The organism is Actinoplanes sp. NPDC051388 (assembly GCF_055586225.1).
In genome coordinates, this window is sequence record NZ_JBVJIP010000008.1 from 389,397 (window position 1) to 400,479 (window position 11,083).

At 71.8% G+C, this 11,083-nt stretch carries 11 protein-coding genes; 6 read left to right on the forward strand and 5 right to left on the reverse strand.

Annotated elements, in window-relative coordinates:
• Positions 1 to 2: 2 nt before the first annotated feature.
• From ACZ6TI_RS22475 to ACZ6TI_RS22495, 5 genes are read right to left on the reverse strand one after another with little or no spacing between them, the layout of a single operon-like run.
• Positions 3 to 989 carry an AAA family ATPase gene (locus ACZ6TI_RS22475; RefSeq protein ID WP_465347049.1) on the reverse strand — a complete coding sequence of 329 codons (987 nt, stop codon included), beginning with the start codon at positions 987 to 989 and terminating at the stop codon, positions 3 to 5.
• Positions 989 to 2,812: a VMAP-C domain-containing protein gene (locus tag ACZ6TI_RS22480; protein ID WP_465347050.1), complete on the reverse strand. Its 1,824-nt coding sequence runs from the start codon at positions 2,810 to 2,812 to the stop codon at positions 989 to 991. Before ACZ6TI_RS22480 ends, ACZ6TI_RS22475 begins: the two co-directional genes overlap by 1 nt.
• A 15-nt stretch (positions 2,813 to 2,827) precedes the next feature.
• On the reverse strand, positions 2,828 to 3,193 hold the full coding sequence (locus ACZ6TI_RS22485) for a CU044_2847 family protein (RefSeq protein WP_465347051.1): 366 nt from the start codon (positions 3,191 to 3,193) through the stop codon (positions 2,828 to 2,830).
• A gap of 39 nt (positions 3,194 to 3,232) precedes the next feature.
• Positions 3,233 to 4,084, reverse strand: coding sequence for a S41 family peptidase (locus ACZ6TI_RS22490; protein WP_465347052.1), 852 nt, complete (start codon positions 4,082 to 4,084; stop codon positions 3,233 to 3,235).
• 17 nt (positions 4,085 to 4,101) lie between these two features.
• Positions 4,102 to 4,452, reverse strand: coding sequence for a VOC family protein (locus ACZ6TI_RS22495; protein ID WP_465347053.1), 351 nt, complete (start codon positions 4,450 to 4,452; stop codon positions 4,102 to 4,104).
• 126 nt (positions 4,453 to 4,578) lie between these two features.
• Between ACZ6TI_RS22495 and ACZ6TI_RS22500 the strand changes: the two genes are divergently transcribed.
• From ACZ6TI_RS22500 to ACZ6TI_RS22525, 6 genes are all read left to right on the forward strand, one after another.
• Complete coding sequence (locus ACZ6TI_RS22500; RefSeq protein ID WP_465347054.1) at positions 4,579 to 5,793, forward strand: putative acyl-CoA thioester hydrolase; 1,215 nt, start codon at positions 4,579 to 4,581, stop codon at positions 5,791 to 5,793.
• Between the two features lie 269 nt (positions 5,794 to 6,062).
• Complete coding sequence (locus tag ACZ6TI_RS22505; RefSeq protein WP_465347055.1) at positions 6,063 to 7,046, forward strand: pectate lyase family protein; 984 nt, start codon at positions 6,063 to 6,065, stop codon at positions 7,044 to 7,046.
• 178 nt (positions 7,047 to 7,224) lie between these two features.
• Entirely contained in the window at positions 7,225 to 8,229 is a 1,005-nt protein-coding gene (locus tag ACZ6TI_RS22510; protein ID WP_465347056.1) for an ABC transporter substrate-binding protein, read from the forward strand.
• The gene (locus tag ACZ6TI_RS22515) at positions 8,210 to 9,244 is read left to right on the forward strand and encodes a FecCD family ABC transporter permease (protein ID WP_465347057.1); all 1,035 of its coding nucleotides are present in this window, start codon (positions 8,210 to 8,212) and stop codon (positions 9,242 to 9,244) included. The genes ACZ6TI_RS22510 and ACZ6TI_RS22515 overlap by 20 nt, the downstream gene beginning before the upstream one ends.
• A 4-nt stretch (positions 9,245 to 9,248) precedes the next feature.
• Entirely contained in the window at positions 9,249 to 10,292 is a 1,044-nt protein-coding gene (locus ACZ6TI_RS22520) for a FecCD family ABC transporter permease (RefSeq protein ID WP_465347058.1), read from the forward strand.
• Positions 10,289 to 11,062 (forward strand): ABC transporter ATP-binding protein, encoded by a 774-nt coding sequence (locus tag ACZ6TI_RS22525; protein WP_465347059.1) that lies wholly within the window; start codon positions 10,289 to 10,291, stop codon positions 11,060 to 11,062. Before ACZ6TI_RS22520 ends, ACZ6TI_RS22525 begins: the two co-directional genes overlap by 4 nt.
• The last annotated feature ends 21 nt before the right edge of the window (positions 11,063 to 11,083 follow it).

Consider the following 11,083-nt stretch of genomic DNA (forward strand, 5'->3'; position numbering starts at 1 on the left):
GCTCAGCCCGTGACGCTCAGGTGACGGATGATCAGATCGGCCAGCTCGCGGCGGTCGGCGGCGTTCGTGGTGTCCCGGTGCATGGTCACGAAGATGGCGTTGAGCAGCTGGTCGGTGGCCAGGTCCCCGCTCTTCCGGCGGTCCAGGAAGCGGGCCACGATGTCACCGCCGGCGGTCACGGCCGCTTCGCCCAGGTGCGCGCGGACGATCGCCTCGAGCTGGTCGGCGTCCGGTTCGGCGATCTCCAGGCGGACGCAACGGCGCAGGAAGGCGGGCGGGAAGTCGCGCTCGCCGTTGCTCGTCATGACCACGATCGGGAACGCTTTCGCGCGTACCTGGCCTCTCTCGATCCTGACCTTGATCTCAGCTCGGTCGACGCTGACGTCGACGTCCTCGACGCGCTCCGAGATGCGCAACAGCTCGGGGATCGGGAACTCGCCCTCCTCGAAGACGGTGAGCAGGTCGTTGGGCAGGTCGACGTCGCTCTTGTCGATCTCGTCGATCAGCAGCACCCGGGGGCGCTCGGCCGGCAGCAGGGCGGTGCCCAGCGGGCCCAGCTGGAGGTAGCGGCCGATGCCGCCGGTCGGCCGGTCCTCGGGCGGCAGGTTGGCGTCCTGCAGGCGGGCGATGGCGTCGTAGCGGTAGAGGCCGTCCTGGAACGTGGTGCGGCTGGTGATGCCCCAGCGCAGCACCGGACCCAGTCCGAGCTCATCGGCGATCGCATAGGCCAGAGTGGACTTGCCGGTGCCCGGGCGCCCGGTGATCAGCAGCGGGCGGCGCAACAGGATCGCCACGTTGACGAGTTCGACCTCGTGCGGATCGGACTGGTAGGTGCGGGCGCGTTCCAGATCGTTCGGGTGGCGCTCGGCCCAGTCCGGGTCGTAGGTGGGACCGCCGGCCGGCTCGCCGTGGAAGACCCTCCAGGGCGGGGCGGGCGGCATCGCCCAGTCGTGCCGGGTACCGTCGCCGCGGAAGATGGGTTCGATCATCACGACTCCTGGGATCGGTACGGCGGTTCGTGCAACGTCGCGCCACCGGTCACCCGGCCGGGGTCGTCCCAGACCAGGACCGTCCCGCGGCAGGCCCGGTCGGCGTCGCCCGCCCTGGTCGAGGCGGCCCGTACGCGCAGTTGCCGCACGCGCTCGGGCAGGTCGGCGACCGGCGGAGCACACAGCACGGCGTCGATCGCCCCGCGGAAGCTCCCGCCCGAGCAGTCGTCGTCCGCGGCGCCCGCATCGTGCTCGGCGCAGGTGTCCCGCCGCCAGATCACAGCGGGCACACCCGCCGCCAGCGCGGCCCGGACCAGCTCGGTGATCTCCCCGTTCGAGGTCGGGCGCCGGGTCAGCGCCAGCACGCCGACGTCCGGGCTCAGCTCCAGGTCGGACCAGAGCTCGTCCGGGTCGGTGTCGTCCGAACAGGACATCCAGCGGATCTGCCCGGCCGGGCCGCGCAGCCGCTGCCAGCGCTGCCGCCACTGGTGCCGGCCGGCCCGGTCCTGCTGCCGGTCGTAGTCGCGCAGCACGACGCGGTGCTGGCGGCCGAGCGTGGTGTGCCGGTACACCGGCTTGAGCTCGTCGAACGGCTCGTCGAACAGCTCGACCGGCACCACGAACTCGACCAGCGCGTTGCCCTCCAGCAGTTCGAGCGCGCCGCGGAGGTTTTCGTTGGCCAGCTCGCGCGCCGCGGCCAGCTCCAGCGTCGGCTCGGGCTCCTTGTGCAGCACCCGGCGCTTGTGGCGGTCGTCCTCGATCGACACGGTCAGCCGGTAACGGTCCACCCGCGCCGCGCCCGGCACGATCTCGACGGTGATCACTCCGGCCGGCGCGGGCGTGACCGCGGCCCGGCGCAGGGCGTCCAGCTGGTGCCGGCGGCCGGTGCGCCCGGCCAGCGCGGTGGACCAGTCGTAGAGCCCGCGCCGGTCCGGGGCCGGATCCGCGCCGGTCAGCGAGTGGGTCAGCCGGAACACCGGCTCGATCCACGAGTCGCCGACGCCGTGTTCGTCCAGCAGGCGGTAGAAGGCGTCCCGCGGTTCCGCCGCATCGGATGCCGGGACGTCGGCGAGGTGGCCGAGGATCTCCACCTCCTCGGCGGGCTCGATCGGCAGCCCGGCGAAGAGCGGCGGCGCGGGCAGGTCCTGGCGGATCCGGGTCCAGCGCGGGTCGCCGGCGTGGAAGCGGTCGTGCTCGCGCAGCAGCGTCCGGCGGCGCGCCGGGCTCAACGCGGCCAGCCCCCACAACGGCACCACGTAGCCGCCGCGGTCCGCGCCCTCGCCGATCGTCGTGGTGACCACCGCGCAGATCGCGCCGGTGGCCACGTCGAGCACCGGGCCGCCGGACATCCCGGCCACGAACTCATTGCCCTTGACCTGCCAGTACTCGCCCGCGCCGAAGTCGTGGCCGCCGCTGAGCCGGCCGTTGACCGGGTGCCCGCGCAGGCCCTGGCCGAGCTTCGCGGAGTGGCCGAAGACGATCACCTGGGCGTCGTAGGCCGGTTTGCGTTCGGAGAGCCAGGCGCACGGATGCGACGGCGGGTCCGCGACGGTGACGACGGCGAGATCGGGGAACGGCCACAGCGACTCGTCGCCGGGATTGGGCACGTGGTCGGTGACCACGCCGGGCAGGACCTTGCCCTCCCACTCCACCTCGATCGCCGAGCCGGGGCCCGCGCGTACGACGTGCGCGCAGGTCAGCACGGTGCCGGGCGCGATCCAGACACCGCTGCCGCCGCTGCTGGGCGCGCCCGCGACGTCGAGGCCGAGCCGCACCAGGCAGCTCCGGGCCAGGTCGACGAGGCGGTGTCGCGGATCAGTCAAGGCGGCGGCCCCTCACTACTCCGCGGCCGGCGGCGTCACGGCCCCCGGACCGGCCGACATGCCGATCGCCGCCGGGCCGTCGCCGCGCCAGGTCAACGAGATCGTGACGGTGGCCTTGGCGCCCACCTCGGCGAGCAGGCTGGTGACCTTGCCGGTCTTGATCGCGAGCTCGAGCCCGAAGGCGATCTGCACCTCCGACGGCGTCAGATCGTCGAGCGCCGCGCGCAGGCTCTCCGAGACACCGTGGACGGTCCGGCGGAGGTCCTCCAGGTCGAGCCGCTTCAGGGTCGACGAGTCCACGTTGGCGAGATCGTCCACCGGCACCCGCGCCCAGATCGTCTCGCCGGTCGGCAGCTCCACCTCGATGACCTTGCTGGACATCGCACCTCACTCCAACGTGATCACCCCGTGACCCAAGGATCACGTTACCGTCCGGGCCGCCTCCAGGGCATCGCCCGACGGGCATACGACATCGGGGACGACCCCGGCCTGTTCCCAGTTCGTGCCGGTGACGGCGTCCACCACGGTCGCCTCCGGGACCAGCGCGAACACCGGCGGGACCAGCCGGACCGGCAGCACGTGGTCGGCCGCGCCGCGGGTGCGTGCGCCCACCACGGGCACGCCCCGCGCCTGCAGGTGATAGGCCAGCGCCTCGCCGGACGAATAGGTGCGCTCACCGACCAGCACGACGGCGTCCCTGGCCGCCTCCGGGGAGTCGGCCGTCCACCACTGCCGGCGCCGGTCGCGATAGACCACGTCGGACAGGTGCCGGGCCGCGCCGCCGAGCGTCCACCCCACGGTGGCCGCCACGGTCGCCGGGTCGCCGCCGCCGTTCGCCCGCAGGTCGAGCACGATCCTCGACGCGCCGGCGACCAGCCCGAAGGCGTGGTCCAGAAAGGGTTTCGCCTCGGCATACGCCTCCAGCGAGTCGACCGTGAGCACCGCGACCCCGCCCGGCAGCCGGCGCACCGACGAGACACCACCGGCGGCCGCGCGGATCGCACCCGGATCCGGCGGCGGCCAGCTCGGCGCGGGCCCGCTCAGATCGTCGGCGGGCTCGGTCGAATCGGCGTCGAAATGCAGCTCCAGGTGCCGCGAGTGCTCCTGCGCCAGCGCCTCGATCGCCGCGCAGGTGCTCGCGCCGATCGCCTCGGTCCGCCCCCCGAACTCACGCTCGAGCCCGCCGGTCAGCCGATCGCGGCGCTCCCCCTCAGGCATCAGCCGGCGCAGCCAGTCGCTCAGCCGCCCGGCCACCACATCGACAGAAGTCATCGGCCCCAACCACCCTTTCAGCCCTGCACGAAGCCGAGCTCGTTGCCGTCCGGATCACGGATCGTGAACTTGCGCGTGCCATAGGGGGTGTCGAACAGCTCTTCGATCACGTCCGCGTCCGGTCCGAGCCGGTCCCACCAGGCGTCCACGTCGTCGACCTCGAAGTTGAACCGGGCGCCTGCCGCCGGCACCGGGTCGTAGCGCCCGATCGCGAACTGCGCCGAGCCCAGCGTGAAGTGCGCATAGGTCGGCGCGGCGGGCGGCCAGAAGCCCTCCGCCGGCACGCCGAACAGGTTCTCGTACCAGTCGATCGACGCCGCCAGATCACGCACGTTGACCCGCACGTGGGTCAGCCGGGGTGCATCCATCCCAGCACGGTAATCCGGTGGCGCCGGCGGCCGGCGCCGAGGGCCGGAACGCGGCCTGGCGATCGACGTATCTCGATCGTAGGATGCGTGAACCTGCTGAGGTAAGCGCATTCCTGAGGAGTGGCGATGAACGTTGCACGATGGATGACGGTGGCCGCGGCGGCCGCGCTGACCATGGTGGGCGCGGCTCCGGCGCGGGCCGCCGGCGATCCCGCGCCGGGCACGGTGACCCGGCCGGTCCTCTCCCGGGCGGAGGCGGCCGGCTTCACCCCGGACCACTATCTGGGCTGGTCCGGGCCCTATGCGGCGCCGGTCGCCGACCCGTGGCGGCCGGCCCAGATCCGCACCGGGCGGCCGGACTTCGTGGTCGGGCGCGGCGGCTTCGCGACCGTGCAGCTGGCGGTCAATGCGGCGTTCCGCGCGGGCGGCACGGCGCGGCGCTCGATCGCGATCCTGCCGGGCACCCACACCGGCACCGTGTTCATCCCGGCCGGGTCGCCGCCGCTCACCGTCTTCGGCATCGGGGACGCCCGGCTGGAGTTCTCGATCGACGCCGTCGTCACCCCGGCGGCCTGGGCCGCCCAGGTCAACCCCGACGGACGGTACGCCGAGGGCGATCCCGCCTGGCCGATGTTCCAGTCGTGCGCGACCCGGACCAGCGCCAACGCCGGACTCTGCGCGACCGTCGTCTGGGCGCAGAGCACGGACCTGCAGCTCAAGAACCTGACCATCACGAACACCCTGCTGGACACCGTGGACAGCGGCACGCATCAGGCGCTCGCGCTGCGCACCGACGCGGACCGCACCCAGCTCGAGGGGATGCGGCTGATCAGCCGGCAGGACACGTTCCTGGCGAACGCCGGCGACGTGGCGAGCATCGCCCGGGTGTCGGTGCGGGACAGCTATATCGAGGGGGACACCGACTTCGTGTTCGGCCGGGCGAGCGCGGTGTTCGACCGTACCCGTTTTCACCTGGTCTCCAGCCGCAAGCCGTCCGGCGGCGTGATCTTCGCGCCCAACACCGCGCCGGACTTCCCCTTCGGGTTCCTGGTCACCCGGTCGCTGATCACCGCCGACGACGCCTATCGCGCCGCACCGACCGGCTTCCTCGGCCGGGCCTGGGACCAGGGCGCCGGCGCCACCGGCTATCTGCCCGGGATCACCCCGAACGGCCAACTGGTGATCCGCGACAGCCTGATCGGCCCGGGCTTCCGGTCCGACGCGCCGTGGGCGCCGGCCGCCACGACCGCGCGGCCGTTCACCGCGCGCATCGACCCGGGACGCGACCTGAACGACGTCCACGCCAACCGGCTGTGGGAGCACGCGAATCGCGCGCGGTGACCTTCTCCGGTCGCTGTAGACCTGATTCACCGAAGACTCACCGCGCGGCGGCCACTGCGGATCATCGGGCTGTCCACTAGGTCCGGGGCTATGCAAATAATCTGCAAACGTCAATGTCTTCCTAATATTGTCCGGTTGTGATTTTCTGTCGTGGGAGCGTTCCCACAACAGATCTGATCAGTCCTCGATCATCCCTGAGATCCGCTGTGGAACGCGCAAATGCGGGCGCCCCGAAATGCACGTCCGCAACCACAAAGGAGCAGTGCGTAATGCCTGGCCGTATTCAACGGATCGCGAAGTACGCCGCCGCCGCAGCCGTCCCCGTCCTCCTCGCCACCGGTGCCACCGCGCTCTCGCACAGCAGCGCCGCCGCCGCGCCGCCGCAGACCCTCGGCGTGCTCGACCAGGTCGGCTGGTCGACGCAGAACGGTGGCACCACCGGCGCCGGCAGCGCCAACACCACCACCGTGAGCACCGCCGCCGCGCTGACCACGGCGGTCGGCCAGACCGCCGCGCGGGTCATCCGGATCTCCGGCACCATCTCCTGCTCGGGCATGATCCGGGTGCGGTCGAACAAGACCATCATCGGCAACGCCGGCGCCACTCTCGCGGGTTGCGGGCTGAACATCAACGGTGACCGGAACGTCATCATCCGCAACGTCAACTTCCGCAACTGGAACGATGACGCGATCAACGTGCAGGAGTCGGCGACCAACATCTGGATCGACCACAATTCATTCAGCAACGGTTATGACGGTGCGGTCGACATCAAGCGCGGATCCGACTTCGTCACGGTGTCGTGGAACCGGGTGTTCAGCCACGACAAGTCGATGCTGCTGGGCCACAGTGACGACAATGGCAGCCAGGACCGCGGCCATTTGCGGGTGACCTACCACCACAACTGGTTCGACGCGTCGACGCAGCGGCACCCGCGGGTCCGGTTCGGCAACCCGGTGCACGTCTACAACAACTACTACGTCCGCAACAGCGGCTACGGCGTGGCGTCCACCGAGGGCGCGGGCGTGCTGGTCGAGGCCAACTCGTTCGAGAACGTGTCGGACCCGTTCCACCTGGGTGAGGGCGACTCCGGCCCGGGCACCCTGGTGGCCCGCAACAACCTGCTGGTGGGTTCGGGCTCGGGGCAGACCGGCGGCAGCGTCGCGTCGATCCCCTACTCCTACACCCCGGACTCGGCGTCCAGCGTCAAGTCCATCGTGACCGCGAACGCGGGCGCCGGCCGGATCTCTCTCTGATCCGTCCGCGGCGACAAGGGGTGGTGCGGTCCGTCCGCGCCACCCCGCTGCGCGTTTGCAGACGGGGGCGGCGTGCCGCACGGCTCCGCGCGGAACCCCTCTAGCCAGGAAGGATTGTTTATGTAAGCCTAACCTTACTTGCGGCGGAGGGTCGCTGACCTGGAAGAGGAGTGTCCCGATGCGTGCCTTACGTCCGGCAGTAATCGCCACGGCGCTAGCCGTCGCCATCGCCGGTTGCGGATCGGGATCCGACACGCCGGCGGCAGCCGGGAAGTCCGGCCCGTGGAGTTTCACCAGCGGCTCGGGCAAGACGGTGACCGCCGAGAAGCCGCCGTCCCGGATCATCGCGCACGCCGGCGAGGCGGCCGCGCTGATGTCCTTCGGCATCAAGCCGGTCGGCATCTATGGCGACGAGTCCGTGCAGACCGACCCCAACCTCAAGGACCTGGACCTCACCGGGATCACCATCCTCGGCGAGGAGTGGGGCAAGATCGACGTCGAGAAGGCGGCCGGCCTGCGCCCCGACCTGATCGTCGCCGACTGGTGGCCGGCCGAGAAGGCGCACAGCGGCATGGAGGAGGGCGTCGACGAGAAGAGCAAGAAGCTCGCCGACCTCGCCCCGATGGTCGGCGTCTCCCAGGGCAGGTCGATCGTGGACCTGGCCTCCGGATACGAGCAGCTGGCCGCGAGCCTGGGCGCCGACGTCACCGGCGGGGGGCCGGCCGAGCAGAAGAAGGGGTTCGAGGCGGCCGTCGAGCGGTTCAAGCAGGCCGTCGCCGCCAAACCCGGGCTGACCGCCGCCGCCATGTCGCCCTCCGACGACAAGCTCTACGTCGCCAACCCGGTGTACGCGCCCGAGCTGCTGGACTTCCAGAAGTGGGGGCTGAAGGTCCTGGACCCCGCCGAGCCGGACGCCGACTTCCCCTATTGGGAGACGCTGAGCTGGGAAAACGCGGACAAGTACCAGCCCGACCTGATCCTCTGGGACGGGCGCGCGTTCAAGCCGACGAGCAACGCCGAGTGGGGCAAGAAACAGCCGACCTGGTTCACCGTGAAAGCCGCCAAGGCGGGTGCGGTGGTGTCCTGGCCGGCCTACTGGCTGCATACGTATGGGCACTTCGCGACCGAGCTGGACAAGCTGACCGAGGCGATCAAGACCGCCGATGTCAACGTCGGCTCCTGAGCTGACCCGGCGCGCCTCCTTGCTGGGGCCGGGGCTCGTCGTTATCGGCGGAGCTCTGCTGCTGGTCGCGTTTCTGAGCGTCACGCTGGGCTCGCGGGACATCGGGCTCGGCGAGGTGCTGCGGGCACTCGGTGGGCTGGGCGCCGGGGACGGGTCGATCAACGACACCGTGACGCTCGAATTGCGCGTACCCAGAACGCTTCTGGGCATTTTGGCGGGCGCCGCCCTCGGCGTGGCCGGCGCGATCCTGCAGGGCGTGACCCGCAACCCGCTCGCCGACGCCGGCATCATGGGCGTCAACCCGGGTGCGGCCGCCTTCGTGGTCGTCGCGATCACGGTGCTCGGCGTGCGCGGCATCGGCGGCTACATCTGGTTCGCGTTCGCCGGCGCGCTCGCGGCGATCGCGCTGGTCTATGCGGTCGCGTCGCTGGGCCGGGAGGGCGCCACGCCGCTCAAGCTGGCACTGTCCGGCGCCGCGGTGACGGCCGGCCTGGCATCGATCACCACCGGCGTCGTGATGACGAACATCGACGCGCTCAACGAGCTGCGCTTCTGGCAGGTCGGCTCGCTGGCCGGCCGCTACACCCCGATCCTGGCCGGAGTCGCGCCCTTCCTGCTGCTCGGCCTGGCCGCATCGCTGTTCTTCGGCCGCGCGCTCAACGGCCTCGCGCTCGGTGAGGACCTGGCCAAGGGCCTCGGGCAACGGGTACGCCTGACCCGCACCGCCGCCTTCGGGGTGGTCGCCCTGCTGGCCGGCGCGGCCACCGCCGCGTGCGGCCCGATCGTCTTCATCGGACTCGTGGTGCCGCACCTGGCCCGCTTCGTCTGTGGCCCGGACTACCGCTGGATCCTGCCCTATTCGATGCTGCTGGCGCCGGTCCTGCTGCTGCTCGCCGACGTCCTCGGCCGGGTGCTGGGCGCGCCCGGTGAGGTGCAGGTCGGCGTCGTGCTGGCGGTGCTCGGCGCGCCGGCGTTCGTGGCGATCGTGCGCTACGCCCGGATGTCGGAGGTGTGAGCCGATGACCGCCACGCTGCTCACCCGTGACGCCCTGCGGGTCACCCGGCGCCGCCGCGGCGTCCGCGCCCTGGTGGTCACCGCCGCCCTGGCCGCGCTGGTGTTCGGGCTGTTCGTGCTGACCCTGATGCTGGGCAGCTTCCGGCTCGGCGCGGGCGAGGTGATCGGCTCGCTGCTGCGCCTGCGCGACGACCCGAGCGTCGACTTCGTGGTGCACGGGCTGCGGTTGCCGACCGCGCTGACCGGGCTGGCCGTCGGCCTCGCGCTGGGCGCCGCGGGCACGGTCTTCCAGCAACTGCTGCGCAATCCGCTGGCCTCCCCCGACTTCGTCGGCGTCTCGTCCGGCGCCGGCCTCGCGGCGGTCGGCGGCATCGTGGTGTTCCAGGCCGGCGGGCTGGTGGTCAGCGGCCTGGCGCTCGGCGGCGCGGCCGCCGGAACCCTGCTGATGTACGTGCTCGCCTGGCGCGGCGGCGTGGCCGGCTACCGCTTCATCCTGATCGGGATCGGCGTCGCCGCGTTCTTCGACGGGCTCATCGGTTATCTGCTCAGCAAGGCGCAGCTCTTCGAGGCCCGGCAGGCGATGCACTGGCTGACCGGGTCGGTCGGGCAGGCGTCCGAGGCCGAGCTGCGGGTGCTGCTGGTCGCGCTGCCGTTCCTGCTGCCGACGGCGATCCTGCTGCAGCGGCAGCTGCGCATGCTCGAGCTCGGCGACGACACCGCCCGCGGGCTCGGCGCGCGCACCGAGCTGAGCCGGGCCGCCCTGCTCGCCACCGCGGTGGTCCTGGTCGGGCTGGCCGTCGCGGTGGCCGGGCCGATCGTCTTCGTCGCGCTGGTCGCGGGCCCGATCGCCAACCGGCTGCTCGGCCCGGCCACCGGCGGCGTGCTGGCCGCCGCGCTGGTCGGCGCCGCGCTGCTGCTCGCCTCCGACATCGTCGCGAGCCAGGTGCTGCCGACCCCGCTGCCGACCGGCGTGGTCACCGGCGCGGTCGGCGCGCCGTATCTGCTGTGGCTGCTGGTCACCACGAATCGACAGGGAGAGGGCGGATGACCCGACTGCGCGCCGAGGCGCTGACGCTGGGCTACGACGGGCCGCCGATCGTCGAGAATCTCGACGTGGCGCTCCTGGACGGCCGGGTGACCGCGATCGTCGGCGCCAACGCGTGCGGCAAGTCGACCCTGCTGCGCGGCCTGGCCCGGCTGCTCGAGCCGCGATCCGGCACGGTCCGGCTGGACGACAATGTGATGTCCGACCTGAGCACGCTGGAGGTCGCCAAGGTGCTCGGGCTGCTGCCGCAGGCGCCGCTCGCGCCGGACGGCATCACCGTCGCCGACCTGGTGTCCCGCGGCCGCTACCCGCATCAGGGCTGGTTCCGCCGCTGGACCGAGGACGACCACGCCGCCACGGTGCGCGCGCTGGAGGCGACCGGCACCGCCGAGCTGGTGGACCGCCAGGTGCGGCAGCTCTCCGGCGGGCAGCGGCAGCGCGTCTGGGTGGCCATGGCGCTGGCCCAGGAGACCGACCTGCTGCTGCTCGACGAACCGACCACGCATCTGGACATCAACCATCAGGTCGAGTTGCTGCGGTTGCTGCGCAAGCTGAACGCCGACGCCGGCAAGACCATCGTGGTGGTGCTGCACGACCTCAACCTGGCCTGCCGGTTCTGCGACCACGTGATCGCGATGGCGGACGGCCGGATCGTCGCCGAGGGCCCGCCGGGCGACGTGATCACGGCCGAGCTGGTCGAGAAGGTCTTCGGCCTGAGCTGCGTCATCGTCCCGGACCCGGTGGCCGGCACCCCGATGATCGTGCCCTCCTGAGTGGCGCGTCCCGGGCACCCG

Bases quoted from the DNA above. Each gene is read 5' to 3' on its own strand.
- ACZ6TI_RS22475 (WP_465347049.1), bottom strand. From the start codon at position 989: ATGATCGAACCCATCTTCCGCGGCGACGGTACCCGGCACGACTGGGCG.
- ACZ6TI_RS22485 (WP_465347051.1), bottom strand. From the start codon at position 3,193: ATGTCCAGCAAGGTCATCGAGGTGGAGCTGCCGACCGGCGAGACGATC.
- ACZ6TI_RS22490 (WP_465347052.1), bottom strand. From the start codon at position 4,084: ATGACTTCTGTCGATGTGGTGGCCGGGCGGCTGAGCGACTGGCTGCGC.
- ACZ6TI_RS22495 (WP_465347053.1), bottom strand. From the start codon at position 4,452: ATGGATGCACCCCGGCTGACCCACGTGCGGGTCAACGTGCGTGATCTG.
- ACZ6TI_RS22500 (WP_465347054.1), top strand. From the start codon at position 4,579: ATGAACGTTGCACGATGGATGACGGTGGCCGCGGCGGCCGCGCTGACC.
- ACZ6TI_RS22505 (WP_465347055.1), top strand. From the start codon at position 6,063: ATGCCTGGCCGTATTCAACGGATCGCGAAGTACGCCGCCGCCGCAGCC.
- ACZ6TI_RS22510 (WP_465347056.1), top strand. From the start codon at position 7,225: ATGCGTGCCTTACGTCCGGCAGTAATCGCCACGGCGCTAGCCGTCGCC.
- ACZ6TI_RS22515 (WP_465347057.1), top strand. From the start codon at position 8,210: ATGTCAACGTCGGCTCCTGAGCTGACCCGGCGCGCCTCCTTGCTGGGG.
- ACZ6TI_RS22520 (WP_465347058.1), top strand. From the start codon at position 9,249: ATGACCGCCACGCTGCTCACCCGTGACGCCCTGCGGGTCACCCGGCGC.
- ACZ6TI_RS22525 (WP_465347059.1), top strand. From the start codon at position 10,289: ATGACCCGACTGCGCGCCGAGGCGCTGACGCTGGGCTACGACGGGCCG.